Source organism: Polyangiaceae bacterium, assembly GCA_016715885.1.
In the GTDB taxonomy this organism is placed as follows: domain Bacteria; phylum Myxococcota_A; class Polyangia; order Polyangiales; family Polyangiaceae; genus Polyangium.
The window spans coordinates 138,695-152,812 of record JADJXL010000028.1 but is presented as its reverse complement, the minus strand read 5'-3'; the positions used below and the strand labels follow the sequence as shown (position 1 = coordinate 152,812).

General features: G+C 59.2%; 12 protein-coding genes. 5 read left to right on the top strand and 7 right to left on the bottom strand.

Annotation, left to right across the window (positions count from 1 at the left end; genetic code table 11):
• Positions 1-138 precede the first annotated feature (138 nt).
• Positions 139-1,167, bottom strand: coding sequence for a class D beta-lactamase (locus tag IPM54_41865; GenBank protein MBK9266322.1), 1,029 nt, complete (start codon positions 1,165-1,167; stop codon positions 139-141).
• On the opposite strand from IPM54_41865, the gene IPM54_41860 reads away from it, so the two are divergent.
• Both IPM54_41860 and IPM54_41855 read left to right on the top strand, forming a co-directional pair.
• A complete protein-coding gene (locus IPM54_41860; GenBank protein MBK9266321.1) occupies positions 1,166-1,804 on the top strand; it encodes a hypothetical protein in 639 nt (212 codons plus the stop codon). The two genes, IPM54_41865 and IPM54_41860, sit on opposite strands and share 2 nt — an antisense overlap.
• A 439-nt stretch (positions 1,805-2,243) precedes the next feature.
• Positions 2,244-2,783, top strand: coding sequence for a hypothetical protein (locus IPM54_41855; GenBank protein MBK9266320.1), 540 nt, complete (start codon positions 2,244-2,246; stop codon positions 2,781-2,783).
• Between the two features lie 22 nt (positions 2,784-2,805).
• Here IPM54_41855 and IPM54_41850 read toward each other — a convergent pair whose 3' ends face one another.
• Complete coding sequence (locus IPM54_41850; protein MBK9266319.1) at positions 2,806-3,516, bottom strand: hypothetical protein; 711 nt, start codon at positions 3,514-3,516, stop codon at positions 2,806-2,808.
• A 459-nt stretch (positions 3,517-3,975) separates the two neighbouring features.
• On the opposite strand from IPM54_41850, the gene IPM54_41845 reads away from it, so the two are divergent.
• The 3 genes from IPM54_41845 to IPM54_41835 all read left to right on the top strand — a co-directional run bounded on the left by IPM54_41845 (position 3,976) and on the right by IPM54_41835 (position 6,720).
• Entirely contained in the window at positions 3,976-5,268 is a 1,293-nt protein-coding gene (locus tag IPM54_41845) for an AAA family ATPase (GenBank protein MBK9266318.1), read from the top strand.
• Positions 5,265-6,074, top strand: a complete 810-nt coding sequence (locus tag IPM54_41840; protein ID MBK9266317.1) for a hypothetical protein — start codon at positions 5,265-5,267, stop codon at positions 6,072-6,074. Before IPM54_41845 ends, IPM54_41840 begins: the two co-directional genes overlap by 4 nt.
• A 61-nt stretch (positions 6,075-6,135) precedes the next feature.
• Positions 6,136-6,720 (top strand): hypothetical protein, encoded by a 585-nt coding sequence (locus IPM54_41835; protein MBK9266316.1) that lies wholly within the window; start codon positions 6,136-6,138, stop codon positions 6,718-6,720.
• A gap of 168 nt (positions 6,721-6,888) precedes the next feature.
• Here the strand turns inward: IPM54_41835 and gcvPA are convergent, their stop codons facing one another.
• The 5 genes from gcvPA to IPM54_41810 all read right to left on the bottom strand — a co-directional run bounded on the left by gcvPA (position 6,889) and on the right by IPM54_41810 (position 14,114).
• Complete coding sequence (gene gcvPA / locus IPM54_41830; protein ID MBK9266315.1) at positions 6,889-8,262, bottom strand: aminomethyl-transferring glycine dehydrogenase subunit GcvPA; 1,374 nt, start codon at positions 8,260-8,262, stop codon at positions 6,889-6,891.
• Between the two features lie 35 nt (positions 8,263-8,297).
• Positions 8,298-8,696, bottom strand: coding sequence for a glycine cleavage system protein GcvH (gene gcvH / locus IPM54_41825; protein MBK9266314.1), 399 nt, complete (start codon positions 8,694-8,696; stop codon positions 8,298-8,300).
• 20 nt (positions 8,697-8,716) lie between these two features.
• On the bottom strand, positions 8,717-9,838 hold the full coding sequence (gene gcvT, locus IPM54_41820; GenBank protein ID MBK9266313.1) for a glycine cleavage system aminomethyltransferase GcvT: 1,122 nt from the start codon (positions 9,836-9,838) through the stop codon (positions 8,717-8,719).
• A 134-nt stretch (positions 9,839-9,972) separates the two neighbouring features.
• Positions 9,973-10,482 carry a hypothetical protein gene (locus tag IPM54_41815; protein MBK9266312.1) on the bottom strand — a complete coding sequence of 170 codons (510 nt, stop codon included), beginning with the start codon at positions 10,480-10,482 and terminating at the stop codon, positions 9,973-9,975.
• Complete coding sequence (locus IPM54_41810) at positions 10,479-14,114, bottom strand: hypothetical protein (protein MBK9266311.1); 3,636 nt, start codon at positions 14,112-14,114, stop codon at positions 10,479-10,481. Before IPM54_41810 ends, IPM54_41815 begins: the two co-directional genes overlap by 4 nt.
• Positions 14,115-14,118 lie beyond the last annotated feature (4 nt).

Here is a 14,118-nt window from a genome sequence, read left to right as displayed (position 1 = left end):
CAACCTCCTCTAGCGGCGACCGAGTATAACGGAATCACCCGACGCCGTGGAGGAAATGTATCGAGCAGACTCGGGTGGGCGATGCTGGGTGCAGGAAGACGATGGCAAATGGAGACAAGGGAAAGTTGTGCTGTTCTTTTACACCATCCCCCGCGACTTCAATATCTCATATGCAATTCTCGCCGCCTCCGTCCCAATCTTCTTTCCATCTCCCGACCGCAAACGACACGCAAATACCCACCTCCGACCATCTCGCTCCACAGCTCCCACGAACCAACCCACCACATCCAATGGACCGATCTCCCCACTGTCGGGCATTGCGCTTCCCGTCTTGCCACTCAGCACCACGTTTTCAGCAATCCGATCCACGAACGGCAATCGATCACGCACGTGCTCCTTCGCCTCGCCCCGCAATTCCAACGTTGCTTTTACCAAATCGACCGCTCGCGTCGACACGCGCAGCTTCCCTTCGTACATCGATGCCAAAAAAGAAACCTGCTCCCGAGGCGATATGGAAAGGCGCCCGTTCTCCAGCCAAAACAGCGTCACATCCCCCGAAGGATCCGCATTGCCATAATGGAATGCCGATAGATACGTCCGATAACGCTCGGCACCCACCTGCGTTGCAATCTCTTGAAAAAACGGAACCACCGAATGCCACATCGCCGTCGGCAAGGCATGATCGCGATTCCAATTGTCATTCCAGCGCTTCTTGCCGTCCCATTTCAAAATGGTCTTTTCGTCCTTCAAGACGCCCGTATCCAGTGCGATGATCGCATTCGGTATCTTGAACGTCGATGCCGGCAAGGATCGCTCGCCGCATTCGTCCCCACCCATCTCGAACGTTTCGCCATTGCCAAGCTCGCGCATCGAAAAGCAGCCCCGCGCTTCACCGAAAAAGTCACGCGTATCGATGGGCTTGGTCGCTGCCTGGGCGACGGGCTTTGCCTCGTTTGCTCCGCCGCATCCGGCAAGCATCGAGACACCGAGGAAAACCAGAATCGTTCGCATGACGCGCATGCTGGCACGGTGCGTCTCGACAGGCAAAGACGCGCGCCATTTTTGATGATGAAACGCCCCGACCAAGCTACAGTGCTCGGCGAGGATGCCCACGCCCGCAGCCCAAAAGCCTCCGCGAATCCATCGAGCTGCGTCGATTCTCGTCATGGCCACGATGCTCGCGTTCGTGCTGCTCGTCGGTATCGCGATGGCGCTCTATCCAGGAGGCACGTGGCTCGATCCGCTCGCGCCCGGGCACGATTTCTTGCGTAATTTTTTCTGCGACCTGACAGCCCCCAAAGCCTTGAACGGTCAGCAAAATCCCGGCGTCGTGTTTGCTCGAAGCGGCATGATGATGCTCACTCTGGGCCTATTTCCATTTTGGCTGCTCGTGACGCGCCTTTTTGCACATGCTCGCCCGCGATGGGCCAACGTCGTTTTCGTATTGGGCGTTCTGTCGACTTCGGCTGCGATGCTCGTGCCGCTCGTTTCGTCGCAACAATACGGCATTCTTCATCCGCTGCTCATTCTCGTTGCGGGGGTGCCTGGTCTCCTTGCGGGTGGGCTTGCTGCGGCTGCATTGGCCATGACGAAAAGCGCGCCGCGAATGGCCTCGATGTTCGCGCTATCGACGGTGCTCTTCGTATCGGTGGACGGTGCGCTTTATGCGGCGCACGTGATTTCGGGGCAGGCCATCAGCTCGGCGTGGCTTCCGAGCCTGCAAAAGTTTGCGGCGATGTCGCTCGTGGCGTGGATGCTCGCGACGGCGGTGGCAAGCGATCGGCGAGGCTCGGCACCTTCATGAATTCGTACGGGCCGTCCTCGGGTGCATGCTTGCTGCAAAGATATCGACGCGATATCATCGTGCACATGATCGATGGTCGCGAAGCCTTGGCACAAAGGGAGATTCGTCTTGCCGAGCTTTGCCGCGAAGGTTTTCGCCTTGCAGAACACGATGAGGGCTACAAGTCAGTCGTGCTCACACGCTTGCATCCCGAGCTTACGGTCACGCCGGATGATCTGTGGACCGCGATTCCATGGATCTGGGCAGGCGCCCTGGGCGCTCCGCCGCCCGCGACGGGATTGTTTGCACCAGCGGTCATCGATGCAATCTCGGTTTTATGCGAATGGTTCAGCTCGGACGAACCACTGGATGTGCTTCGCTCTCATTGGCATGCAAGAACTGGAAATCGACTCGCGCTTGGGAGTACATTGAGGTCTCACCCTTTCGCGGATCTTCGATCATGGTTCATCCGACCGCAGTTCGCCGCATCGTCATTGACGTCGCGCGGCTCGTGAAATCAGGCGAAATCGTAGTTTTTGGTAGTGCGTCCCTTGCGTTCTGGTTGCAGGACGCGCCCACGTCGCGTGACGTTGACGTTTGGATAACTCCATCTGACCGTGGCGAAACCGTCGAAGCTTTGATGGGCGAATTGTCATGGTACCATGAGCGGCACGATGCATACGTCGAGGTGCTTGGGCCGGAGACATTTGCGGGGCCTCGTACCTGGCGAGAACGAGCATTGCGAATTTCGGTACCTGAAGCGCCTGCTGTTACGATCTTCGTGCCGCATCCCCACGATGTGCTCATCGCCAAGCTTGAACGATTCGAGCCGTCCGATCGCGATCACATCATGAGGATCCTCGCTGAAGCCCCCCTCGACCGCGAACGTCTCGATAAGCTCGCTGGTGAATCACCCTATAGGACAGGCGATGCACCTGCCGAGAGCATCATTGCGTTCGAGCGTCATCTTTCCGAAATTCGTACAGGTCTCGCCCGATAATCGAACGTGCTCGACAGCCTCGTCAACCCGCCCCGGGCGCCTTCTTCACTTTCTTCTCGCGTCGATCCGCCAATTCATCGATGTACGCGAATACGCGCTGCTCCAAATCCCGCGGAAGCGACGCATTCGCCGCAACTTCGTCCCTGAGAGCATCTCGGAGCCGTCGCAAGAGCCCAATCGTATTCGCTCGAAGCGTCGCCGCCGCCGTGCCTGTCGCCGCAGCTTCAATCGTCGAACGATCGCTCAAGAGCTTGTCCAGCGAATCTCCCGCATCGAGGAACCCATTGACCCAATCGAGGAGCGTTTTGCCATCCGGCACCGGCAAGCTCTTCAAATCCCCTTCGAGCTCCGCGACCTTGGGCCGATTCCGCTTCGCCCGCGCCGCTTCCTCCGCATACGTATCCCCAAGAACGCTGCGCTCCGGAATGAACACTTCGCGCACCCGCAATGCCGCATTCCGCGCCGCATCCGACATGCCCGGCGTCACGAGCACCGCTTCGGTATAAAGCCAAATACCCTGCCCAAACCCATCGTGCGTACCGTCCGCATCCGCAAGCTCCGTGACATTGGCGCGCGTCGTTCGTCGCTCGGTCACGTCCTCGAGTTGCTTGGTACGGGCAGTGAGTTGGGGAACGTACACAAAGCCAATGGCGGACGCTTCGAGGTCCACGCGGCGAGTGGTCAGGAGATCCTTGAGACCCAGGTAAAGGTCGTCAATGGTTAGCTTTCGCATATGCGCACGTTGCCACGACTAGTGCGGACGAATCAACAGGAATCGACATGCGTGTGCTGATCTACACGAAGTGGGGTCGAAGGCATGTCGAGCAGGTCGCGACTTGGTGGGGTATGGGGTCGAAGACATGTGGAGCAGGTCGCGACTTGGTGGGGTATGGGGTCGAAGGCATGTCGAGCAGGTCGCGACTTGGTGGGGTATGGGGTCGAAGGCATGTGGAGCAGGTCGCGACTTGGTGGGCTATGGGGTCGAGGGCATGTCGAGCAGGTCGCGACTTGGTGGGGTATGGGGTCGAGGGCATGTGGAGGAGGTCGCGATTAGGTGGGCTATGGGGTCGAGGGCATGTGGAGGAGGTCGTGATGAGCGAAGGAAGAGCTCGAGCGGTGCATCTTGGCTTCCCGTCAAGGTTTATTTCTGGTACACCGCACGCGGTTCTGGACGGGAGCATCGAGGTTCCGCGTGTACCTGAAGAAAATCGGGATCGAAAACATCCGCTCCATCGAGCATCTCATGTGGGAAGTCTCGAAAGATGATGCGGCGGGATGGCACGTCATCATTGGTGATAACGGGGCAGGGAAGAGCACCGTGCTTCGCGCAATTGCACTGGCGCTCGTGGGACCTCGTGAGGCACCTGCGCTCCGGCAGGATTGGAATGATTGGCTGAAGCGAGGAACGAATAAGGGTGAGATTTGGCTTGCCGTTGACTGGGAGCCAAAGTTTGACAGATTTTCCGGCAAGGGGAATAAGCCATCGCCAACCAAGCAAAATGTCAATTTGACTCTGGCAATTATGCGTGCGGATCCTGCAACTGTGGTACTGCACGTGCCTGATGTAATACCAGCAGCCGATCGTCATGTGTGGGGACCAGGTGCAGGATGGTTTTCCGCATCATATGGCCCATTCCGCCGCTTCAGTGGTGGCGACAAGGATCAAGAGAAACTTTTCTATTCGAATCCAAAACTAGCACGGCATTTGTCGGTTTTTGGTGAATCGATTGCGTTGAGCGAATGCCTAGTATGGCTCAAAAACTTGCACTATAAGTTTCTCGAAGGCGATCCGGAAGGCGATTTGCTCGAACCCGTAAAAAAATTCGTCAACCAAAGCGATTTTCTGCCGCACGACACACGACTCGAATCCGTGTCCTCCAAAGGTGTTCGCTTCGTCGACGGCAATCGCTGCGAGGTGGATGTCGAGAGCTTGAGTGACGGGTATCGCTCGATTCTCAGCATGACCTTCGAGCTGATTCGGCAACTTGCGGCAACCTATGGTGCAGATGCTATTTTTGCCAAAGACGATCCCACCAAGATCGTCGTTCCCGGCGTCGTATTGGTCGACGAGATCGATGCGCACCTGCATCCAACATGGCAACGCCGCATTGGGCAATGGTTTTGCGATCATTTTCCGATGATTCAGTTCATCGTGACCACGCATAGCCCGCTCGTTTGCCAATCCGCCTACAAGGGCAGCATTTTTCGGCTTCCTCGACCAGGAAGTGAAGAAAAGCCGGCAATGGTGACCGGGCTCGAGCGGGACAGGCTTCTCTACGGTAATGTTTTGGATGCTTATGGCACGGGAGCATTCGGTGATGTCGCAGCGCAATCGGACAAGGCGCTGGAAATGCTCGAACGACTCGCCATGCTGAACCAAAAGGAGCTCACGGAGGGGTTGACGCGAGCAGAACGGCAAGAGCAAAGGAAACTGCGCGCAATTCTCCCCACGGCTGCCTCTGCGATGCCGGAGGATGACGAATGATTCGGTGGCCGGATCGGACGTTGCCTCGGCAAGCGCAGAAGCAACTCGAGCAATACCAACGAGCAATCGATGGAGCTGCGGATTATCAAGAGCGAGTCGAGCGCGCGAAAACCGATTTTGACAGGTACAATTGCAAAGGCAACAAGACGTTCGATGCGATCAAGTATGCCCTGACAAAAATGTGCTCGGGTGCGCAGCGGTGTGCGTACTGCGAGGATTCGGCTGCCGACGAGGTCGAGCACATCAAACCCAAGAACCTCTATCCCGAAGCAGCATTCGTTTGGTTGAATTATGTGTATGCATGCGGTCCTTGTAATGGGCCGAAAAACAATCATTACGCGGTGTTCGATCAAAGCACGGGGCAGCTCGTCGATGTGAGGCGCAAGAGGAACGATCCCATCGCGCCACCTCGAGCTGGGGCGCCAGTGTTCATCGATCCTCGCGCAGAAGACCCGTGTGTGCTCTTGTCACTCGAGCTTCGCAGTACGTTTTTTTTCGTTCCTCGGCACAAGCCTGACACCATCGAGTATGAACGGGCGTATTACACCATCAAAACCCTCCGCCTCAATTCTCGTGATTATCTCCCCAAGGCCCGACGTGAGGCTTTCAAGGATTACCTCGCGCAACTGAAACAATATCGAGCCGATCGTGATCAGGGCGCGTCGCTCGTAAAACTTCGGTCCATCGAGAAACACATCCGCGGGCGTGGGCATCCCACGGTGTGGTCGGAAATGAAGCGCCAACACGATGTCATCCCCTCCCTGAGAAAACTTTTCCGCGACGTTCCCGAAGCTCTGAGCTGGTGAAGCCTCTCGCGGCGCATCATCGATGATGCCCTCGTCGTCAAAACGTGGTACGTGCCCGGCCGTGCGAACGAAAGCTAGCTTCATCGGATTAGGCATCACCTGCGCCCTGCTCGCCGCTCCTGCCGCGGCCTGGGCCGATGCGTCGGCGTGGACCTTTGCGGGCGGCGGAGCGCTGATGCTGAAGGAAGGCACCGAAGAGCTGACCCCGCGCGGCGCCATGTCGTTCGACGTCGGCATGGGGACCAATCCGGATGGGAAGTTCATTCTGGGAGGGCTTTTCCGTTTCACGTCCGTTTTTGGGCTCGGACCCGACGCAGCCCTGATGGTTCGTGCCGCAACGCATGGCTTTCAGGCATCACGCTTCGGCGCCGCACTGGATGTGGGGTATTTCCAGCGGCTATGGGGATCGTATTCGCGAGGCATCACGGGGAGCCTGACGATTGGCTTTCCGCTGGGCTTTTCGCTATCGGTTCATGGCATCTACGCGACGAACGATACGATGGGATTCGGCGCCATTGCAGGGATCGATTTCTTGCGCCTGACGGTGTATCGGCAAGTATTGCTGGATGTCTGGCCAAACCCATCTCCGGCGCATAAGATTCCGCCGGCCGAAGCGCGTTTGACGGGGCCGTGGGCGAGGTTTTGATTGCCTCACCCCCCGACCCCCTCTCCCTATCGGGAGAGGGGGAGAAGACCTCACCCCCCGACCCCCTCTCCCTATCGGGAGAGGGGGAGGCTCATTCCCCCCTCTCCGCTTGCGGAGAGGGGGCTAGGGGGTGAGGCATGTTCCCCCTCTCCGCTTGCGGAGAGGGGGCTAGGGGGTGAGGCAGGAATACGCCGCGAGCGCGTCGACGAATCGATCCAAATCCTCACGCGTATGGCGCTCGGTGACCGCCACGAGCAAATCGCTCTGGCGGTCCTTGAAGAATCGACCGAGGTCGAAACCGGCAATGATGCCTTTTTCCGCAAGCGCCGTGCAAAGCTTCTGCGCGGAGCCTCCACGCACCCGCACGACGAATTCATTGAACGTCGGCGCTCCGAGCGGCAGCGAATACCCCGGTAAGTCGGCAATCTTCGTTTTCAGGTACTCGGCCTTGGCGAGGCATTGACGCGCAGCCTCGATGAAACCTTTTTTGCCGAGCATGCACATTTTGATGGTCATCGCCGTCGCGCATAGACCACTGTTCGTGCAAATGTTGCTCGTCGCGCGATCGCGACGAATGTGTTGTTCACGCGTGGCAAGCGTGAGCACATACCCGCGATTGCCATTTTTATCGACGGTTTCTCCGACCAACCTGCCGGGGATTTGCTGCAGGTATTTGCGATCGTCTCGGCACGCAAAAAGCCCAACGCCCGGACCTCCGAATTGAGGAGGCAATCCAAGCGGCTGACCTTCTCCCACGGCAATGTCCGCGCCGAATGCCCCGGGAGGCTCGAGCAGCGCCAATGCAAAGGGATCCTGCGTCGTCGTAATGAGCAGCGCGCCTTTTTCGTGCACGACTTTGGCGAGCTCGCGCAAATCCGCAATCGAACCGTAGAAGTTGGGATAACCGACGACCACGCACGCCGTTTCATTCGTCACGGCCGCGCAAAGCGCCGCAATGTCCGCGGAACCATTCGCAGCAACGGGCACCATCGTCAGCGATTTCGTGCCGTGCCCAATCTGCCGCACGTGCGTTTCGATGGTCTGCACGTATTCGGGATGCACACCTGCCGAAATGACCGTGTGCTCGCGACCGACGAGCCTTCGCGCCATCAGGACAGCTTCGGCCGCGGCACTGGCGCCGTCGTACATGGATGCATTGGCAACGGGGAGGCCGAAGATTTCGCTGACGATCGTCTGAAACTCGTAGATGACCTGCAGCGTGCCTTGCGCGACTTCGGGTTGGTACGGCGTGTACGCCGTGTAGAACTCGCTGCGCAAAAGGAGCTGATCGGCAGCAGGCGGGAAGTGATGGTCGTAGGCTCCGGCGCCGAGGAACGAGAGCATGGAGGCGGCACGGTTTTTCCCGGCCAGCTCCTCGAGGTGCCGCATGAGCGACGGCTCGTCCATCGCCGGAAGCATGTCGAGAGGCTTCTTCAGGCGTGCGCGTTCGGGGATCGGGGCGTGGAGCGCTTCGAGCGACGAAAGGCCAACGGCCTCGAGCATCAAAGCGATCTCCTCGGAGGTGTGGGGGAGGTAGCGCATGGCGTTGGAGAGATGGAACAGATGTTGGCGATGGGCTAGTGAGCGGCCGTTTTCAGCAATTCTTCGTAGGCGCCGTGATCGAGCAATTGGTCGAGCTCGTTCGGATCCGACGGCTCGAGCGCAATCATCCACGCCTTCTCGTAACAGTCTTCGTTGACGAGCTCGGGCGTGTTTTCGAGCTTGTCGTTGATGTGCACGACTTTGCCACTGATGGGCGCAAAGAGATCGCTCAGCGTCTTGACACTCTCGATGGTGCCGAACGCCTTGCCCGCGGTGATGACTTCACCGGGCTTGACGTCGATGTTGACGAGCGTGATGTCGCCGAGCTGATCGACGGCGAACGCGGTGACGCCGATGTACACCTTGTCGTCTTGCCGCTTCGCCCACTCGTGATCCTTTGTGTACCTACGATCCGAACGTACATCCGTTGCCATGACGAGCACCTCCTCTCAGTTCACGAACGCTTGTAAAAGGGTGTTTTGACGACGACTGCTTCGACCGAGCGACCGCGGCAGTCGACGACGAATTGGGTTCCGATTTCGGTCATGGGCGCGGGGAGATACCCAAGGCCGATGTTCTTGTTGACGGTGGGCCCTGGGCCGCCGCTGGTGCACACACCGACCTTGACGCCTTCTTTGCTGAGCAGCGGGTAACCGTGCCTCGCGATGCCTCGACCGACCATTTCGAAGCCCACGAGCTTCCGGGACAAACCTGCCGCCTTGATGCGTTCGAGCGCCGAGCGACCGAGGAAGTCTCCTTTGGAAAACTTCACGACCCAACCAAGACCCGCTTCGAGTGGGTTTGTCGTTTCGTCGATCTCGTTGCCGTAGAGCGATAGGCGCGCTTCGAGGCGCAAGGTGTCGCGAGCGGCGAGGCCTGCGGGGAGCAGTCCAAGTGGTGTGCCGAGTGCGACGAGGGTGCGGAAGATCTGCACGGCGCCGTCGGTGGGGCAGAAGATTTCGACGCCGTCTTCGCCGGTGTAACCGGTGCGTGCAACGGTGCAATGCACGTTGGCGAGCGACACGTCGCGGAAGTGAAACGACGGCAATTCTGCGAGCGCAGGGCCGTCTCCGCCGGCGAGGGCGAGCACTTCGAATGCCTTGGGACCTTGGAGCGCGATGAGGGCGGTCCTGTCCGAAGCGTCTTCGAAGTCGCAGTGATTCTCCGCTGCGGCGCGGAAGTGCGCGGCGATCTTTTCGCGATTGGATGCGTTGCAGACGACGAGCCACTTGGTCTGCGAGATGCGGTAGATGATGAGATCGTCGAGGATGGTTCCGGTATCGTTGCAAGCGACGGTGTAGAGCGCTTGGCCGTCGACGAGTCGAGCGACATCGTTGGTGATCAAATAATTGACGACGCTCATGGCGTGCTCGCCACTCAAGATGAGCTCGCCCATGTGGGAGGCGTCGAAGATGCCCGCAGCGCTACGGACGGCGCGGTGTTCTTCGGTGATGCCCGAGTACTGCACCGGCATTTCCCAGCCAGCGAACGGAACCATTCGTCCACCGAGCGCAACGTGCTCGGCATGGAGGGGCGTCTTTTGGAGTTCGGCAGGAGTTACGGCGGAGGTCGACACGTCGGGCGATGTAGTCCGAATCGAGTGCGAAGTCGATGCTCTATGCGCGTTCATGTCGTGGCCGCACTGCGTCGTGGGGCAAACGCGCGGCCAAAAGCGGCATGCGTCGTGAACGCCACAGGCGGGCAGGCAGATCAGTTGAGATGGGAGGGGTCGATGAGCTCGCCTTGCGGTGTCATGCCGACTTGTCGCCAGCGCTCTTCTTCGGTGAGTCCAGGTTTGGCGGGAGGGCGTGTTTCGTCGCGCACGACGAGGTTGGTGCGCGTCGAGCCATGCGCAATGACTTCGATGCGAAGCTTGTGCGTGGGCGCGGCCTTGGACGTCGCTCCTTCGAACACGGTTTTCGTCGGCAAGGTGGTGACTCGTTCGGCGATGACGCGTTCGCGCACGTAGTTGACGACGTTTTTGGCGGGTACGTCGGCGCTGGCGAAGACGGCGTCTGGAAAGCGCGTGTCCACGTTCATCACGCGCGGGAGCTTGATGCCGAAGGCGTCGACGGTGCCTTCGGCAAGCTCGCCGGGACGAAGCTGATCCGGTGGTGGAGGGGGAGCAGGCGCGACGGGTGGGGCCGGACGCTGCTTGGGTTCTTCTCGACAAGCGGGAAGCAGAACGGCGAGGAAGAGGGATATGGCAATGAGCTTCATTCGAGAACCAAGCCCCAAGAATCGATACGCACGGATGTTCGCGGAGGTGGAAGCGGTTTGGTGACCGAGTTTGTCTTGGAGGGGCCGCCATTTCCGCCCGCTGGCTCGCCGGTTTGGTAAACCAATTGGAATTGCCCGGCGGTCGAATTGCCAACCGACGTGAACGAACCGAGGTATGGATCGGGATAGGTGACTTCTTCGTAGCAGTTTGGCGTTTGCGCGACGGAGACACCGAATAACGCGGCGCCTGGCGGTTGGTCTTCGAAGAACGACAAGGCTGCGGGATTGTTGATGGGGTCTTGCACGAATCTTGCGCAAGGCCAATCCGTGGGCGGCGTCGGAGCGTTGTCGCCGCAATTGTTCGCCTTCAAGAAGTCGACGCCCCAGATCGAGCCAAACCCGTCGGAGCAGCTATTGAGCTGCGTGCCGGTGGGCGTGAAGGTGGAGAAATATGCGGCGCCATTGAAGAGCGAAATGGGGCCGGTCACGCGAATGCCATTCTCGAACGGAATGACCCAATTCGATTTCGTGACCAAAACGCCGTTTTCTCTGGTCTCGCTGATGGACCAAAGCTTGGTTCGGACATTGGTGCTCTTGGTGAACGTCTCTTGATCACCCGTCGATATGAGGATGACAGGATTGCCAATGGCATCGACCGTGGGAATGGGCGGCGTTTCGATGGGCTGACGATGGGCGACCGCGTCATTGCTCATCGAATACGAATCCCACACGAGATCGACGGTCCAATTGGCCGGTTTGGGATCGCGCATGTCGACGCGCCACAATGCGCCATCGGCATCGCCGACGTAGATTCGATCGGATACTTGGCCCGCTTGCGAAGGATAAGCCACGGGAACGCCGGTGACGGGCGAATCGAATACGCCCGTTTTGACTTTGGTGGCCGGAAGTGCCGGGCCATCATCGACAGCGCCGCGGAAATTCATGATGATTTCGCCATTGTCGATACGCACGATCGTGAGCGAACGGGCGGGACCAACTTTATTCGTGGCATCGTGCCAACAGCGCACGGAGCCGCCGCCGAGTTTCGGTTGGAATTTATCGAGTGACCAAACGGTCGAGCCCGCGGTGATGCGGCCGCATGTGCCTGTCGCGAGCGGTGTTGCGCCGCCGGGAAGAATGGCGACGGCCACTTCGCGCACGTCTTGATTGCCATCGTCGAGGGCGACGGTCGTAATGGTTGGTTTGACGGTTTTGTTGGCGAAGAGCGGTTCGCCCGCGGTATTCGTCGATAGTTGCCACAAAAATTGCGGCGCCGCAGGGTCCGTCACGTCGAGCGCATAATAAAACCCGCCGCCTGCGCCGCCGGATCCGACGACGACGCTGCGCCAATTGACGCCGACGGCTCCACCTTCGGCTTGCGCGCGTGTGCGGCTGAAAACGACATCCTTTGCGATCAAACTACCATCGAGGAGGAGTGCTTGACGACCGTAGGTGGGCAAAATGCCGGGCAATACGTAAGGCGGGATGAACGACCAAAGCTCGTTGTTGCGCAATTGATCGGTTGGGAGCAGGTCGCTCGGGTCGTTGGCTGCGACTTTGAAGCCGTGCAGCTGTCCGTCGGTGGTGGCCGCGTAAAACATGAGCGGCCGCTTTTGAATGACCGGGTCGGCCGCGAAGGCGGCATACGATTCGTCACGCAAGTATCCGTTTGGCGTGCCAACCATGACGGGCGCTGCATGGTAAATGCTTCCGAACGCGTTGCCATCGCGGCTCTGCGGGACGCCGGGCATACCAACTTCCCAACGAATCGTGGTATCGGCGCAGGACGAAGCGGTGGCGCCCGCGCCAGCGATGGCCTTGCATTGCTCGGGAACGGGAGACGCGGGGATTTCGAGCGCTTTGGGCTGAGAAGCGAGCGTCGAGGCGAAACTCGAGCCTTCGAGCAATGACGTCACCGAGCCACCATAAAGGCCCAATCCATCGTCGCTCGTGAGGTTTGGCCGAATGGACCTCTTCGAGCGAACGAATCCGCCGACTTCGGTGCCGATGACCGTGAAGAACTTGCGCGTCGGATTGTTCGTATTGAGGTTTGCCCCGAAATCGTCGCCTTTGGCGGGGTCCATGGGGGCCAAGACGGGTTTGAGCACGCCATTTTGATTTTCGCAGACGTACCGCTTGCGTTCGAGGTTGCCGCTCCAAAGCGCGCCCGGCGCTGCATTGAAGGAGGTATTGAATTGGTAACCCGACGCCGATGCGTTGCCTTGGGCAGCCGCCGTGCCGGCTCCGGAAAACGTGGGGAACGTACGCGTGGTGCTGCCGGCTGCGACAATCGACAAGACGCTGTCGAGCACGGATTTCAATGTCGGCAAGTCGTCCGCGAAATACGCGCGGTCGGTCCCGCCTTCGTACGCAATGCGCGCGAGGTTGCAGCAGGCTTTGAGCGGCCCCGTGGCCGTTGCGCAAATGCCGTTCGCATCCGTCAATTGTGCCGGCGTGAGGTCGCTGCATTTTACGCCGTTGGATTGCGACAAACCGAAACCGACGGCGAACGTGCGGATCGGATTCGACATCGTGGCGAGCTCGTGGGCGATTTCGTGCGGTCTGGGGAATGGGCATTGACCATTGCCCGCGGCGCAATCGTCGCGCAGATCCAAATTCGGTTCACCGTCGGAGAGCACGATGATGAATTGATTGCGACAACCGCCGAGGTAATACGGATCTTTCGAAGGGCCGAAGTATTCGCTGGGATTGGCCGGATCGGTCGAAATGTCCTCGAGCAAAAACGTCCTGGCGTCGGCCATTTGCCCTGCGAGCGGCGTCGCGCCATACGGGCGCATGGAGAGCAGCGCCGATTGAATGCGCGCATTGTTTTGCTCGTTTTCGTTCGTCGTAGCGTTGCTCCCGCCAAACCCGATGAGGCGGCCTTCCCAAGGAGGTGCGGCCGGGTTTCTCGCGCCAAGCTCGAAATCGGACGGCGCGCAATCGGGTGGATTGCCTTTCGCCGCCGCTCCGCCATTGTTCCAATTGAGGTAATAACTCCAATTGCCTTTGACTCCATCCGCGTGCGCAATGGTCCCGGCGCTCAGGCCGGTGCCTGCATTCGGCGTCGAATCGAAGGTCATCAAGGCGAATCGCACGCGGTCGCTGTACACGTCGAGGAGCCCGTCTTTGGCTTGTTCGAAGGGCGTAGCGCACGTGCCCAAAGGGTTGTCCCAAGGATGCGACTTGATTGCATCGGCGGGCCAATCCCACCAATTGCTGCCCAGATTTCCGGGGCCATAGGTGCAGCCATTCGAGAGCACGCGATGAAATGGGAGGTAATATTTGTAATCGAGAGGCTGAACGTTGCCGGGAAGCGAATATTCGTTCAAGAATTCGGTGGTATTTCGAGGCTGCGCAACGCACGAGAAGTTTTGAATCGTTCCCGTGAGCACCGTGAGGAGCGATGCCCAGCGATTGAGCGGCGTGGCCGTTCCCGGAATGCACGCTGCACCGGCATCTTCGGGCGCCGTGCCCGTCGTCATCAATTCCATCGATCCCGACGTATCGATGAGCAAAAGCACGTTGGGCAGCGGCGGATTGACGTCGAGCTGCGCGCCCGCTATCGATGCCGAACAAAGCAATGCCAGCGCGGTGAGAGAAGCTGAAAGAATTCGGGAGGGATTACGCATGGTG